This window comes from Uliginosibacterium sp. TH139 (assembly GCF_002855595.1).
GTDB classification, from domain to species: Bacteria; Pseudomonadota; Gammaproteobacteria; order Burkholderiales; family Rhodocyclaceae; genus Uliginosibacterium; species Uliginosibacterium aquaticum.
The window spans coordinates 208077-221176 of the sequence record NZ_PKRR01000001.1; the positions used below are offsets into that span (position 1 = coordinate 208077).

Consider the following 13100-nt stretch of genomic DNA (forward strand, 5'->3'; position numbering starts at 1 on the left):
CGCGGGCAGGCTTCAGCCCGCCAGATCCTCTGCCGCCGCCCGTGCCCCCACCAGCGCCCAGGCCTCACGGATCAGCTCCGGCTGCGCATCGCGCAGCGCATTCGGGTCCGACAGCAGGCGGCGGAAGCTCCGCGCCCCGGGCAGATGGTTGGCGAAGCCGAGGATGTGACGCACGATGGCGCGCAGCGGTGTGCCATGTTCACGCGCTTCCTGCGCGGCGTACTCGACCATGCCTTCGATGATGGCATCGCGGCTCGGCGCCCAGGCCGGGTCACAGAAGCTGCGCTCCCACTCGGCCAGCAGCCGGGGGTTGTTATAGGCCTCACGGCCGATCATCACGCCATCCACCTGCTGGAGCTGCTCGGCGATGGCGGCAGTGGTCGCCAGTCCGCCATTGAGCAGGATCTCGAGCTGCGGAAAATCGCGCTTGAGCTGGTGCGCCACCTCGTATCTCAATGGCGGAATCTCGCGGTTTTCCTTCGGCGAGAGGCCTTTCAGCCAGGCATTGCGGGCATGCACGATGAAGGTGCTGCAGCCGGCTTTCGAGACGGTATCGACGAAGCCATGCACGAAATCGTAATGCTCGATCTGATCGATGCCGATGCGATGCTTCACGGTCACTGGCAGCTTGGTGGCTTCGCACATCGCCGCCACACACTCGGCCACCAGCTGCGGCTCGTTCATCAGGCAGGCACCAAATGCGCCGCGCTGCACGCGCTCCGAAGGGCAGCCGCAGTTCAGGTTCACCTCGTCGTAACCCCACTCCTCAGCCATCTGCGCGCAGCGCGCCAGATCTGCCGGCTCGCTGCCGCCCAGCTGCAGCGCAACCGGATGTTCGGAGGGATTGAAGCGCAGATGGCGCGCCACATCGCCGAAGAGCAGGGCACCGGTAGTCACCATCTCGGTGTACAGCCAAGCATGCGGCGCCAGCAGGCGGTGAAAATGGCGGCAGTGACGATCAGTCCAGTCCAGCATGGGGGCGATCGTGATGCGGCGCGAGTGCATTGAACTATTCATGCGCCGATTTTACCGGAGTGCAGCGCCAGCCTGCCGGATCGAACTGGTAGCATGCTCGCTTTGCGCCATCCCTGCGGTGGCCATGATGAGGAATCTGGAATGAAAAGCTGGAACTGGCTCGCCGCCTTGCTGCTCCTCTCGGCCTGTGCCTCGGCCAACCTCGAAGGCATCAAGCCGGGCAGCATCACCCTCGAACAGATGCGGGCGCGCGAAAAACCCACCGCCGAGTGGCCCAACCAGGATGGCACGGTCACCCTCGAATACGCCGACCGCCCCGGCACCCAGCAGAACGTGATGATGGATTTCGACAGCAAGGGCCTGCTGACCGATTCCTATATCGTCATCACGCAGGAAAACCTGGTGCGGATCCGCATCGGCATGACCCGCCAGGAAGTGAAGCGCATCCTCGGCACGCCCAACAAGATCTGGCGCAATCAGCCCAGCGTCGGCGAAGTGTGGGAATGGCCGCTGGACGCCAAGAACCAGGGCGACCCCCAATCGGTGATTCTGGTCATCTTCCATCCCTCGGTTGATGCCGTAACCCGCGTGGCGCGCGACAACCGCTTCCCCTGATCTGCTTCAGCATGCGCCGCCGCAGCGGCCCGGGTGCTCAAGTCTCCCAGCGCACCCGGCGCTTGAGGTTACCCGCCGCTTCTTCCAGCGTGCGCGGGTCATCCGCAATCAGCGCGTAGTAGCCGGCACCCGCACGCTCCACCTTCACGCTGCGGCCTTCCACCTGCACGGTCTCAACTTTCGCCGCGCCCTCTTTCGCCGGGATCAGCAGCAGGGTCAGCTTGCCGGCCGGCGTGTTGTAGATGATGTGCCAGCCCTGGCCGAAGCCTTCCACCGGGCAGAAGTGGATGTAGCTGACTTCACCCAGCGGTGCCTGCAAGCGGCCACCAAAGCTGGCCAGCACGGCACCGAACTTCTCGGGCGGCTCGCTGCGGTGAATCGCCAACTCGAAGCCTTCATCATTCGCATGGCGAGCCGCGACCTGCGCCAGATCGCTGCCCGACACCGGACGTAGATGCCACATCGAGAAGCCCAGTGCGAGGCTCAGCAGAATGCTCGCGGCCAGCGCCAGTGGCTGCCAGCGGCGCGACGCGCGCGGCCCGGCGTGTTGCGCCCGCAGCAGGATGCGCTCGTTAAGCCCCTCTGGCAGCGGCACGGCGCCGAGCGCCTGCGCGATCTGCTGCTCAGCGTGCTGGGCGCGCTGGCTCCAGGCGCGGCACAAGGCACAGCTTTCTGCATGGCTTTGCGCGGCGGCGCTCAGGTGGCGCGGGTCCGCGAGGAATTCGCGGCGGAAATCGAGGCAGCTGGCGGGGGTAGTTTCGTGGCTCATGACAACTTCCTGTTCCGGCCGCTGGCCGGGGCATGCAGGGCTTCCTGCAGGGCTTTGCGGGCGCGGGTCAGGCGCACCATCACCGCGCCTTCGCTGGTCTGCAGCTCGGCGGCAATCTCGGCGCAGCTGTAGCCGCCCAGGGTCTGCAGCAGAAAGGGTTCGCGCAGCGACAGCGGCAGGCTGCCGATCAGGTTCTCCATCTCGTACTGGCTAGCGTGGTCGTCCAGCGCCGGCAGGCTCAGCTCCTCGGGTGCTTCGTCGCTGTAGTCGAACTGTTTGCGCGCGTAGAGGCGGGCGTGTTCGTTGCGCAGGATGCTGATCAGCCAGGGCTTGGGATTGGCCTTGTCCTGCAGCTGATCCCAGGCCCGCCAGGCGCGGGCAAAAGTTTCCTGCACCAGCTCGTCGGCCAGAAAGCGGTCGCGCGAAAGCCAGTAGGCAAAGCGATAGAGCTCCGGGCTCCACGCTCGCACCACTTGCTCGAATTCGCGCTGGGCGGAAGATTTGAAGAACATGGCGGGATTATCGGCAATCGCCCGGCGCCCTGCCGCACAACTTGCGCCACACAACGGGATCGGCCGCTACACGCCCGCCGCCAAATGCCAACAGCACGAGTAAGCCAGCGCCCCAGAAAAAATGGGACTGAATCGCTGCCGGGCATTCAAAGCCCCACAGCGCGGGATAGCTGATCACCGCCATCGCATTCACCACCGTCAGGCCCAGCGCCGCAAAGCGCGTGACGAGGCCCAGCGCCAGCAGCGGGGGCAGCAGCAACTCGCCGGCCGTGCCCATCACCGCAGCCAGTGTTGTCGGCAGCAGCGGCACGCTGTACTCATACTCGAACAAAGCCAGAGTGCTGCTCCAGTCTTCGATCTTGGTGAGGCCAGACTTGAAGAACACCCAAACGATGTAGAGACGCAGGGCGAGCAACAGCATATCGCGCAGGGCTGCGAGAGCAGACTCGTAAGCGCGGCACAGGCCGGCGGGCAGGGCACAGTTCATGGTGCTTCTCCGGGAAGGATGGCGGTGACCAGACCACGCTGGAAAATGTCGTGCAAAACGTGTTGCGACTCGAAATCCGGATGTTTTTCGGCACAGGCAGACAAGGCCGGCAGGAGCATCTCACCAGCCTGCAGCGCGACCAGCAGATCGGCCGAAGCCGCCGGCAAGGCCAGCACGCGGGGCTTGAAGCCATCACGGTAGACCAGCGCCGTTTCCGCCCCGCAATCTTCGAGCTGAAAGACTTCGCCATGCAGCGCCCGCCACTCGGCTTGATGCTGCTGCCACAGGCTGGCGATGGGCCAGCTTGATGCGATCAGGCACAGTGCCGGCTGGAACTGCAGACGCGTTCCGGCCAACTCTGCCTCCGACAAGCTGGCCAGCTGCACGAAAGGCGTCGGCTGATGATCCGGCGCCATGCCAGCTTCATGCAGCGCCCATTCCAGCCGGGCGAGATCCGGCAGCCAGGGCAGCTCGGCAAAGTCGTCGCGCGCGGCGATGCATTCCAGCAGCGACGCGCCATACAGATTCAGGTCGCCCTCGCTGGCCGGATTCTCGTGCCAGTAAAGACGTGCCAGCTGCGCGAAACATTCCACACCGAGCACCTCCTCACACACCGGATAGGCCAGCCGCAAGGCCGCGTGGGCATTGCTCACCGCGTTGCCGCGATAGATCGCAAGCAGATCCGCATTGCGCGCCGCCGGGCCGGCCAGCCGCGCCAAAAAAACCGGTGCCTGTGCCGACTCGCGCAGGGCCGCAGCAAAATCCCGTTGCAGGGCCAGCAGCTCAGACATGTGCCAGCTCCCCCGCGGACATCAGCGTGCGTGCCTGGACGGCTTCAGCGAGCAGTTCGCCCAGCGGCGGAAGATCGGTGTCGCGCTCGATCAGCGTTGGCTGCGGCCCGCAATGGGCGATGGCGGCGCGATAGAGCTGCCACACGTCTTCACACACTGGCGTGCCGTGGGTGTCGATCAGGCCCAGCGGTGTTTCGCTGTGGCCAGCCAGATGAATTTCGCCCACACAGGCGGCCGGCAGACGCTGCAGTTCGGCCAGCGCATCGAAGCCATGGTTGATGGCATTCACATACAGGTTGTTCACATCGAGCAGCACGCCGCAGCCAGTGCGGCTCGCCAGCTCGGCGAGAAATTCGAGGTCACTCAATTCCGAATCGCGAAAACGCAGATAGGCCGAGATGTTTTCAACGAGGATGGGGCGGCGCAAACGTGTCTGCAGCTGATCGACATGCTCGGCCATGCAGGCCAATGCTTCGCGCGTAGTGGGCAGCGGCAGCAGGTCCGCCAGATGCAGGCCATCCACCGCCGCCCAGGCCATGTGCTCGGAGACCAGCGCCGGCTCGAAACGCTCGACCAGCGCCGCGAGCTTCTCCAGATGCGGCACGCGCAAACCCTCGGCTGAGCCCATCGACAGGCCCACGCCGTGCAGGCTCAGCGGATAGTGCCCACGCACGGCCTCCAGCGTGGCCATGGCCGCGCCGCCAGCATGAAAGAAGTTCTCGGAATGCACTTCGAGAAAATCCAGCGCAGGCAGATCGCGCAAAATTTCGCTGTAATGCGGGGCGCGCAGGCCGATGCCGGCGCTGCGGTGAGGGAGTGTCGTATGCATAGCTGCGGCCCCGATGCCGGCTTACTTTTTAGCAGGAGCCTTGAGCATGCCACCCATCTTGGCGCAGGAACCCGCGGCCACCAGCTTGAAGGTATTCGGGTCATTGTCCATCTTCGACTGGCCGGCGCAGGAATGGGTACCGGCGGCCGAGGCACAGTCATTGGCACCGGCCTTGGCCACGCCGTAGCACTTTTCCTTGGCATCGTCGGCCGCGAACGCCGGCTGCACTGCAGCCAGGGCAAGAATGGAAGCGAGGGCGGAAGTGGCGAGGATCTGCTTGTTCATGTTGGGTCTCTCCTGTCGGTTCATGTGGAGGCAGGAATTTGCCTCTCATGCGACAAGACAGGACGACCCGCCTGATCCTTACATCAGGCCTTGAATATTTTTCAGCTCGCCTGCGCCGTCAGCCGCTGCCGTGCCAGTGCGCGGCGCCGCGCGATGCGGGCCAGCGGTGTCCACCAGCGCCATTGCCAGCGCACCAGCACCACCAGGCCACGCAGGCATTCGTCGGCCATGTAACCCAGCCAGATGCCGGGCAGGCCGAAGCCGAAGTGAATGCCCAGCAGCCAGGCCAACACGGTGCCGGCCAGCACGTTGATGTAGATGCTGGTCTTGGCCGTGAACAGCACATCGCCTGCGGCGCGCAAGCCACCAGTCACCAGCACATTCAGCGCGCGGCCTTGCCCGGCCAACAGCTCGATGGCGAGGATGCTGGCGAGCAATGCCGGCACTTCGGGATTATCGGAAAACAGGGCGATGGCCTGCGGCATCAGCAACCAGGCCAGCAGGCTGCCAACACCGCTGGCGACGAGACAAATGCGCAGGGCGCGCCGCATCAGAACATTGGCATCACGCAGGCGGCCAGCGCCGACCAGATGGCCGGTGATGATCTCCACCCCGCTGGCCACCGCGTTCACCACCATGTTCACGATTCCGTTGATCTGCATGGCATAGGCATGCACGGCCAGGGCCGCCGTGCCGAGGCTGCCGGCCATCGCCACGGTGGCCATGAAGCACACCCGGAAGCCGATTTTCTCGCCGGCGCTGGGCAGGCCGATGCGCAGGATGGCACGCAGCGGCTCGCGCGGCACATGCACCAGATCCAGCAGGCACAGCCGCACACCCAGATGGCGTGCCCACATCCACACCAGCAGGCCGCACACCAGAGCCCGCGAGGCCAGCTGGCCCCAGGCCAGGCCCATCACGCCGAGCGCCGGCAGGGGGCCGACGCCGAAGACCAGCGGCGCGCTGACCAGCACATGCAGCACATTCATCGCCAGCACCATGCGCATCGACACCTTGGTGAAGGTGAAGGCGCGCAGCACCGCGAACATGGTGATATTCACCGCCTCGATGGCCATCGCCACCGCGATCACACGCATGAAGGGCACGGCCATCGCCATCAGCTCGGCGGGCAGATGCAGCACACGCAGCAGCGCCTCCGGCACGGCGCCCACCAGCAGCGCGGCGCAGAGGCCCAACCACAGCGAGGTCGAAAAACCAGCCCGCGCCAGCGCCTGGGCGCCGGCAGCATCGCCCGCACCGCGGCTCTGCGTCACCACCACGCTACTGCCCATGCTCACCACTCGGAAGATGCGGTCGAACACGGTGCGCAGCTGGTTGGCCATGCCAAACACGGCCACCGCAGCGGCCGACACCTGGCCGGCCATCCACAGGCCGAGGGTGCCGATGAGCATGAATAGCGCCATCTCGACGAAGATCGGCCAGGACAGGGAAAACAGCTCCAGTTCGGCGTGTTTTTCCCCGGCGGGTGACTTGCGCTGCATGAATCGTGCTCCTCTCTCTCGGACAAGGGCCGGAAGCGGCCCGCCCGCCCACTATGGCGGATCCGGGCTCCACACTTTTGATCAGGATTTGCGTCTTGCCGCAGCTTCTGCCCGCTGACACAACACGCGGCCACGCGCATTGAGCGGCTCGACTGGCAGATACATCAGCACCCGCCGCTCCTGCGGGACACGCCAGCAGCGCTCGGCCGGCTCGCGTTCAAGACTGGGGCGATCAATGAAGCGGCAGTCCATCTCGTCGCGGATCCGGTCCACCAGCGCGGCGACAAAGCCAGTGCGCTCGTTGAACACGGTTTCGGTCACCACATAGTGCCCGCCGAGCAGGGTGAGCCGGTCCGCATCCAGCGGTGTGGGCAATTCGCTTTGAGGCACAAAGTGGGTGAGCCTGACGCGATTCGCGCCACGCTCGGAAAAGGGATGGTCGCGATCGTTGATGCGCCAGGAAAACAGATCATCGCGCCCGGCCAGCGTGCATTGCCAGACGAGGTTAGCCTTGTACCAGCCGTTCTGGGCGTACAGCCCTTCATAGTCGAACTTCCACACCGTGCGCTCAGGCAGATAGACCAGCTCCAGAGGCTGCGGCACAGGTTCGGGGCGGATGATCGAGGGCACATCGCTCGGCGCGATGCCGAACTGCTTGCGGAAGGCATGCGTGAAGGCCGCGCTGGAGCCGTAGCCGGCTGCAAAGCCGATGGCCGTGAAGCGGCCGTAAGGCCCCTTGCCGATCAGGTCAAAAGCCCGCTGCAGGCGCAGCCGGCGCAGGGTCTGCATCGGCGCTTCGCCGCACAGGCGGCTGTATTGCCGCACCATGTGGGCCGGCGAGAGATTGGTGGCGGCGGCCAGATCTTCCAGCGTGACGTCCTCGTCCAGACTCGCCGCGATCTTGTTGGTGACGCGGCGCATGTTGCCGTTCTGGCGGCGGTAGGCAAAGAGACTCAGGGGCATGGGGCGGATGACCTGTCATACACGCAAAGGAGAGAAGCCACCCGGAGGAGTCTAGCGGAGCTGGCCGGAATTCTGGCTGGGCAATGGCGTTTTCCTGCCTGCCACAAGGCCCGGGCGGGCGCTAGACTGGCGTTTTTCACGGCCAGCCCTCATTCATGACCCGCCGCACGCTCACCGCCGCGCCACCCGATCACCGCAGTCGTGTTGGCGCGGCTCGCCGTGAGAAGACGCGCACCCGCCTCATCGAGAGCGCGTTGCTGGTCTTCGCCAGCCGTGGCGTAGATGCCTCAGTCATAGACGAAGTGATTGCCAGGGCAGGGGTTTCACGCGGCACTTTCTACAACCACTTCCGGGCCAACGAAGATCTGTTTGCCGCCGCCGCCGAAGCAGCCAGCAACGAGATCGTGCGGCTCATTGATCCACTCGTGCTGCAGCACCGCGATCCCGGGGCGCGCGTCGCGGCAGGCCTGCGTCTGGCGCTGAGTCTGGCCCGCCGCTGTCCGCCATTCGCGGCCTTTGTCACGCGCGGGGGCGTGGCCGCCATCCGTCAGGGCGGGGAAGCCACCGCCAAGCTGATGCGCGATATCGGCGCGGGCCTTGCCTCGGGCCGCTTCAGCCCGCTTCCTCCACGCCTGCTGCAGGACCTCGTGCTGGGCCCCGTGGTGTGCGCGTTTGAGACCATGGCAGCAGGCGAAGTCGCGGCGGAATATCCGGAGCTCTTTGCCCAAGCCATCCTGCAGGCGCTGGGCGTGCCGGGAGCAACAGCCGCGCGCCTTGCTCGCGAACCGCTCGGCGAGCTGATCCTGCCCGAGGATTCACTCTTCGTCCGGGTCAGCCAGTTGATGGCCGAGCCCGACTGACGCTGCCTTCATGTTGACGATTGCGTCAGTTTGAAGCCAATGCCATGATGACGTGACCAGGGCAGCATACAGACTGCCCCGCCACGGCTCGCACTGAACGAGCCAGCCCCGACAAACCGCCTGCCGCATGAGCTGGCGCAGGCCCCATGGAGAGCGTCAATGAGCACAAGCCCAGAGCAGAAACCCGATAGCACGTCGCGGCGTGATTTCCTGCAGATGGCCAGCGCCGCCGCTGCAGCCCCGCTGCTGGCCGGTGCCATGAGCAGTCAGGCCACAGCAGCGCCAGCCGCCGCCCTGCCGCGCTCCGCACAGCCGCGCACCCGGCAGCCGAACATCCTGTTCGTGTTCACGGATCAGGAGCGCTACATCAAGCAATGGCCCAAGGGCTTGCACCTGCCCGGCCACTCGCGGCTGATGCAGCGTGGTGTCACCTTCCACAATCACTACTGCCCGGCCGTGATGTGCACCAGCTCACGGGCGGTGCTGCTCACCGGCCTGCAGACGGCGGATAACCGCATGTTCGAGAACGCCGACATGCCGTACGTGAAAGCACTCGCTCCCGATGTGCCAACCATCGGCCACATGCTGCGCAAGGCTGGGTACTACACCGCTTACAAGGGCAAGTGGCATCTGAATGCCGCCTTTGATACCGAGGCTCCGGACAAGCTCTTCACGAAGGAAATGGAAGGCTACGGCTTTGCCGACTTCGTGTGGCCCGGCGATGTGCTGGTGCATACCCTGGGCGGCTACAAGCACGATCACATGATCGCTGGCAGCGCGGTTTCCTGGCTGCGCGAAACCGGGCAGGCGCTGCAGCAGGAAGGCAAGCCCTGGTCACTCTTCGTGAGTCTGGTGAATCCGCACGACATCATGTATTTCAACACCGATGCGCCTGGCGAATCGGTGCAGGACAACGGCAAGCTGATGATGCACGCCGCCCGGGCGCCGGAGCATCCGGCCTATCGTCAGCGCTGGAACGCTGCCTTGCCGGCGAATCTGCGCCAGCCTCTGGATGCCCCCGGGCGACCCGCCGCGCACGCCGAATTCAACCGGGCCTGGGGCTATACCCTCGGCAGCATCCCGCCCGAAGACGCCCGCTGGCAACGCTTCTCGGATTTCTATTTCAACTCGATCCGCTCGGTGGATGCCCAGTTGCTGCGCCTGCTGGACGAGCTCGACGCACTGGGCCTCAGTGAAGACACGGTGATCGTCTTCACCTCCGATCACGGCGAAATGGGTGGCGCTCATGGCCTGCGCGGCAAGGGGCCGATGGCCTATCAGGAAGCGATTCATCTGCCGCTGATCATTGCCCACCCGGATGTGCGTGGCGGGCAGGATTGCAGTGCGCTCAGTGGTCATATCGACCTTGTACCGACCCTGCTCGGTATGGCCGGGATAAGGGGAGACCGCGTTGCCGAAGTGGCCGGCCGCCCCCTGCCCGGCAAGGATCTCGGGCCCCTGTTCACAGCCCCCGGCAAGGCGGGCCTGCACGCCGTGCGGGACAGCGTGCTATTCACCTACAGCGGGCTCGCCACCAACGACAGCGAGCTCACCCGACTCATCGCTGAAGCGCGCGCGGTCGGGCAAAACCCCAAGGAAGCCGTGAAAGCGGCGGGCTACCGGCCCAACTTCAAGAAGCGCGGCAGCCTGCGCACGGTGTTTGACGGTCGCTACAAATTCAGCCGCTACTTCTCACCGCTGGAGCGCAATTCGCCGAAGAATCTGGATGAACTGTTCCGCTGGAACGACGTGGAGCTCTTCGACCTGCAGCAAGATCCGCAGGAGATGCGCAACCTCGCCAGCCAGCGCGAATCCAGCGCCGCGCTGCTGCAAGTGATGAATACCAAGCTGGAGGCCATCATCAAGGCTGAGATCGGCGTGGATGATGGTCGCGAAATGCCCGCTTTCGAGGGCATTAACTGGCAGATCGACCGCATCGACCTTTGAGTTCCGCCGCCGATTTTCAACCCGCCCATTGCGGGCGGGCTGAAAACCGGGCGGGTAGCGCTCACGCCATCAGCTTCGCAAACGCCTCGGCCACCCGGCCGACGTTGCCATCGTTGAGCCCGGCCACGCAGATGCGGCCGCTGCGGATCAGGTAAATGCCGGCTTCTTCGCGCAGGCGATCCACCTGGGCGGCGGAGAGACCGGTGTAGCTGAACATGCCGCGCTGCTCGACGAGGTAGTCGAAATTGCGTCCGGGCAGGCTGTTGCCCAGCGCGGTACGCAAGGTTTCACGCATCGCCAGGATGCGCGTGCGCATGCCTTCCACCTCGGCCAGCCAGGTCGTCTTGAGGCCGGCATCACCCAGTACCGTGGCGACCAGCTCGGCGCCGAGCATCGGCGGGCTGGAGTAGTTGCGGCGCACCGTGGCCTTGAGCTGGCCCAGCACACGAGCCGCGGCGTCCTCACTCTCACACACCACCGACAGGCCGCCGACGCGCTCGCCATACAGCGAGAAGATCTTGGAGAAGGAGTTGGCCACCAGGAAGGGCAGGCCTGCCGCGGCCAGTGCGCGGATCGCATAGGCATCCTCTTCCATGCCCAGACCGAAGCCCTGATAGGCAATGTCGAGGAAGGGAATCAGTTCGCGGGCGCGCACGACTTCGATCACGCGGTCCCACTGCGCCGGCGTGAGATCCGAGCCGGTCGGGTTGTGGCAGCAGGGATGCAGCAGCACGATGCTCTTTGCGGGCAGCGCGGAAAGTGTCGCGAGCATGGCGTCGAAGGCCACACCAAGGGTCTGCGGGTCGAAGTAGGGATAGGTGTGGACCTTGAAGCCGGCGCCTTCGAAGATCGCCACATGGTTGTCCCAGGTCGGGTCCGACACCCACACTTCGGACTGCGGGAAATAGCGCTTGAGGAAGTCCGAGCCCACCTTCAGTGCGCCGGAGCCGCCAAGGGTCTGGATCGTTGCCACGCGGCCAGCGGCCACCACCGAGCTGTCTGCACCGAAGAGCAGACCCTGGATCGCCTCGCGATAGGGCTTCATGCCCTCCATCGGCAGATACAGGCTGGGCACCGCACGACGCCCGTCGATGCGGCCGTAGGCCTGCTGTACGGCGTCGAGCTGCGGAATCACACCCTTGGCATCGTAGTAGAGGCCGATGGAGAGATTGACCTTATCCGCGCGCGGATCGGTCTTGAAGGTTTCCATCAGCGACAGAATGGGGTCGCCGGCGTAGGCGTCGATATGCTGGAACATGGGTCGGGGTCCGGAAAAGTCAGATAGGCATCGCCCGCTAGGCTGAGTGCGCAGTGTATTGGAATCCGTGGGGATTCTGGATCAGGCCAGATAGCGGTTCGGGCGGTGATTCATCGCGATGATCAGGTTCAGCACCACGCCGCCGCAGATCGAGGCCGCCAGAATCGGCAGGCTCACCACGGCCAGCGAAGCCAGCATGATGCACACATCCACCGCCATCATGATCTTGCCGGCGCGCCACTGATAACGGTCCTGCAGGTACAGCGCCAGGATGTTCACCCCGCCCAGGCTGGCCTTGTGGCGGAACAGCACCAGAAAGCCCAGGCCCATGATCACGCTGGCGAAAATCGCCGCGTAAAAGGGGTTGAGGTGCGAGATATCGATGAAACGCGGATGCAGCTCGGTGAACACCGAGACCATCAGGATCGCGCAGAAGGTTTTCACCACGAAAGCCTTGCCCATGCGGCGGAAGGCCAGCCAGTAGAAGGGCAGGTTGAGCAGGAAGAAGGCCACGCCAAACTTCACGCCGGTGGCGTAGTGGATCAGAAAGGCCAGCCCGGCCATGCCGCCGGTGAGTGCCCCGGCCTGCTTGAGCAAGCTGGCGCCGAAAGAGACGACGAGGGTGCCGAAGAGCAGGGCAATGATGTCTTCAAGCGCTGTATGCGGCACTCGTTCAGGAAGGCTCAGGGTGTTCATGAATTGCACGAAAAAGATTCAACCGTGCAATTTTAAGACAACAAACGCACAAAGTATGCATTTGTTTCAGATATAACACCGATATGTGCTTCAGGATGCCGCTTGAGCAATCACCACGCCGGATTCCTTGAGCCGCTCCAGCACCACCGAGGTCCGCAGGTGGCCCACGCTGTTGCGCAGGCCGGCCAGTTGCTGAATCAGGCGACTCAGCTCGGCCAGATCCGCCACCGCCACCTTGAGCAGATAGTCGTAATCCCCGGTGAGCTTGAACACATCGCGGATCGACTCGGCCTGCCGCACGAAGGCATGGAACAGCTCGGTCGACTCCGGCGTGTGGTTCAGCAGGCGCACTTCCACCACCCCCATCACCGGCGTGCCGTCGGCCTCCGGCGAGAGCTGGGCGTGATAACCGAGGATCAGCCCGGCCTGCTCCAGGGCGATCCGCTTGCGCGAGCACTGCGAGGCGGAGAGCCCGATCAGGTCGGCCAGCTCCTGGTTGGTGAGGCGACCGTTATGGCGCAACAGATCCAGCATCTTGCGGTCGTTGTCGTCGATGGAATCACTCATGCCTGCAGGTTCCCGGTGAAGGATGGCGTAAAGAATCACAACGT

Annotated in this window: 15 protein-coding genes; 3 read left to right on the plus strand and 12 right to left on the minus strand. The window is 64.6% G+C overall.

Going from position 1 to position 13100, the window contains the following annotated elements:
• Positions 1-12: 12 nt before the first annotated feature.
• The gene (dusA, locus tag C0V76_RS00910) at positions 13-1017 is read right to left on the minus strand and encodes a tRNA dihydrouridine(20/20a) synthase DusA (protein ID WP_216821613.1); all 1005 of its coding nucleotides are present in this window, start codon (positions 1015-1017) and stop codon (positions 13-15) included.
• Between the two features lie 99 nt (positions 1018-1116).
• Between dusA and bamE the strand changes: the two genes are divergently transcribed.
• Positions 1117-1590: an outer membrane protein assembly factor BamE gene (gene bamE / locus C0V76_RS00915; RefSeq protein WP_158239096.1), complete on the plus strand. Its 474-nt coding sequence runs from the start codon at positions 1117-1119 to the stop codon at positions 1588-1590.
• A 37-nt stretch (positions 1591-1627) separates the two neighbouring features.
• On the opposite strand, the gene C0V76_RS00920 is transcribed toward bamE, so the two are convergent.
• From C0V76_RS00920 to C0V76_RS00955, 8 genes are all read right to left on the minus strand, one after another.
• Positions 1628-2359: a DUF3379 family protein gene (locus tag C0V76_RS00920; RefSeq protein WP_101940487.1), complete on the minus strand. Its 732-nt coding sequence runs from the start codon at positions 2357-2359 to the stop codon at positions 1628-1630.
• Positions 2356-2871 (minus strand): sigma-70 family RNA polymerase sigma factor, encoded by a 516-nt coding sequence (locus C0V76_RS00925; protein WP_101940488.1) that lies wholly within the window; start codon positions 2869-2871, stop codon positions 2356-2358. The genes C0V76_RS00920 and C0V76_RS00925 overlap by 4 nt, the downstream gene beginning before the upstream one ends.
• 7 nt (positions 2872-2878) lie before the next feature.
• Positions 2879-3358 (minus strand): DoxX family protein, encoded by a 480-nt coding sequence (locus tag C0V76_RS00930; protein WP_101940489.1) that lies wholly within the window; start codon positions 3356-3358, stop codon positions 2879-2881.
• On the minus strand, positions 3355-4149 hold the full coding sequence (locus C0V76_RS00935; protein WP_101940490.1) for a DNA-binding domain-containing protein: 795 nt from the start codon (positions 4147-4149) through the stop codon (positions 3355-3357). Before C0V76_RS00935 ends, C0V76_RS00930 begins: the two co-directional genes overlap by 4 nt.
• Complete coding sequence (locus C0V76_RS00940; protein ID WP_101940491.1) at positions 4142-4978, minus strand: DUF692 domain-containing protein; 837 nt, start codon at positions 4976-4978, stop codon at positions 4142-4144. The genes C0V76_RS00935 and C0V76_RS00940 overlap by 8 nt, the downstream gene beginning before the upstream one ends.
• A 21-nt stretch (positions 4979-4999) precedes the next feature.
• Positions 5000-5263 carry a DUF2282 domain-containing protein gene (locus C0V76_RS00945; RefSeq protein ID WP_101940492.1) on the minus strand — a complete coding sequence of 88 codons (264 nt, stop codon included), beginning with the start codon at positions 5261-5263 and terminating at the stop codon, positions 5000-5002.
• A 101-nt stretch (positions 5264-5364) separates the two neighbouring features.
• A complete protein-coding gene (locus C0V76_RS00950; protein ID WP_101940493.1) occupies positions 5365-6765 on the minus strand; it encodes an MATE family efflux transporter in 1401 nt (466 codons plus the stop codon).
• Positions 6766-6846: 81 nt separating this feature from the next.
• The gene (locus C0V76_RS00955) at positions 6847-7728 is read right to left on the minus strand and encodes a helix-turn-helix transcriptional regulator (protein ID WP_101940494.1); all 882 of its coding nucleotides are present in this window, start codon (positions 7726-7728) and stop codon (positions 6847-6849) included.
• A 155-nt stretch (positions 7729-7883) separates the two neighbouring features.
• On the opposite strand from C0V76_RS00955, the gene C0V76_RS00960 reads away from it, so the two are divergent.
• Complete coding sequence (locus C0V76_RS00960) at positions 7884-8588, plus strand: TetR/AcrR family transcriptional regulator (RefSeq protein WP_101940495.1); 705 nt, start codon at positions 7884-7886, stop codon at positions 8586-8588.
• 159 nt (positions 8589-8747) lie between these two features.
• Positions 8748-10535 (plus strand): sulfatase-like hydrolase/transferase, encoded by a 1788-nt coding sequence (locus tag C0V76_RS00965; protein WP_101940496.1) that lies wholly within the window; start codon positions 8748-8750, stop codon positions 10533-10535.
• Positions 10536-10596: 61 nt separating this feature from the next.
• Here the strand turns inward: C0V76_RS00965 and C0V76_RS00970 are convergent, their stop codons facing one another.
• The 3 genes from C0V76_RS00970 to C0V76_RS00980 all read right to left on the minus strand — a co-directional run bounded on the left by C0V76_RS00970 (position 10597) and on the right by C0V76_RS00980 (position 13056).
• Complete coding sequence (locus tag C0V76_RS00970) at positions 10597-11793, minus strand: amino acid aminotransferase (RefSeq protein WP_101940497.1); 1197 nt, start codon at positions 11791-11793, stop codon at positions 10597-10599.
• An 81-nt stretch (positions 11794-11874) separates the two neighbouring features.
• Positions 11875-12489 carry a YitT family protein gene (locus C0V76_RS00975; RefSeq protein ID WP_101940498.1) on the minus strand — a complete coding sequence of 205 codons (615 nt, stop codon included), beginning with the start codon at positions 12487-12489 and terminating at the stop codon, positions 11875-11877.
• 90 nt (positions 12490-12579) lie between these two features.
• Positions 12580-13056, minus strand: a complete 477-nt coding sequence (locus C0V76_RS00980) for an Lrp/AsnC family transcriptional regulator (RefSeq protein ID WP_101940499.1) — start codon at positions 13054-13056, stop codon at positions 12580-12582.
• Positions 13057-13100 lie beyond the last annotated feature (44 nt).

What these genes read in the sequence shown, in the direction of transcription:
- dusA (WP_216821613.1), bottom strand. Translation starts at nt 1,017, where the DNA reads ATGAATAGTTCAATGCACTCGCGCCGCATCACGATCGCCCCCATGCTG.
- bamE (WP_158239096.1), top strand. Translation starts at nt 1,117, where the DNA reads ATGAAAAGCTGGAACTGGCTCGCCGCCTTGCTGCTCCTCTCGGCCTGT.
- C0V76_RS00920 (WP_101940487.1), bottom strand. Translation starts at nt 2,359, where the DNA reads ATGAGCCACGAAACTACCCCCGCCAGCTGCCTCGATTTCCGCCGCGAA.
- C0V76_RS00925 (WP_101940488.1), bottom strand. Translation starts at nt 2,871, where the DNA reads ATGTTCTTCAAATCTTCCGCCCAGCGCGAATTCGAGCAAGTGGTGCGA.
- C0V76_RS00930 (WP_101940489.1), bottom strand. Translation starts at nt 3,358, where the DNA reads ATGAACTGTGCCCTGCCCGCCGGCCTGTGCCGCGCTTACGAGTCTGCT.
- C0V76_RS00935 (WP_101940490.1), bottom strand. Translation starts at nt 4,149, where the DNA reads ATGTCTGAGCTGCTGGCCCTGCAACGGGATTTTGCTGCGGCCCTGCGC.
- C0V76_RS00940 (WP_101940491.1), bottom strand. Translation starts at nt 4,978, where the DNA reads ATGCATACGACACTCCCTCACCGCAGCGCCGGCATCGGCCTGCGCGCC.
- C0V76_RS00945 (WP_101940492.1), bottom strand. Translation starts at nt 5,263, where the DNA reads ATGAACAAGCAGATCCTCGCCACTTCCGCCCTCGCTTCCATTCTTGCC.
- C0V76_RS00950 (WP_101940493.1), bottom strand. Translation starts at nt 6,765, where the DNA reads ATGCAGCGCAAGTCACCCGCCGGGGAAAAACACGCCGAACTGGAGCTG.
- C0V76_RS00955 (WP_101940494.1), bottom strand. Translation starts at nt 7,728, where the DNA reads ATGCCCCTGAGTCTCTTTGCCTACCGCCGCCAGAACGGCAACATGCGC.
- C0V76_RS00960 (WP_101940495.1), top strand. Translation starts at nt 7,884, where the DNA reads ATGACCCGCCGCACGCTCACCGCCGCGCCACCCGATCACCGCAGTCGT.
- C0V76_RS00965 (WP_101940496.1), top strand. Translation starts at nt 8,748, where the DNA reads ATGAGCACAAGCCCAGAGCAGAAACCCGATAGCACGTCGCGGCGTGAT.
- C0V76_RS00970 (WP_101940497.1), bottom strand. Translation starts at nt 11,793, where the DNA reads ATGTTCCAGCATATCGACGCCTACGCCGGCGACCCCATTCTGTCGCTG.
- C0V76_RS00975 (WP_101940498.1), bottom strand. Translation starts at nt 12,489, where the DNA reads ATGAACACCCTGAGCCTTCCTGAACGAGTGCCGCATACAGCGCTTGAA.
- C0V76_RS00980 (WP_101940499.1), bottom strand. Translation starts at nt 13,056, where the DNA reads ATGAGTGATTCCATCGACGACAACGACCGCAAGATGCTGGATCTGTTG.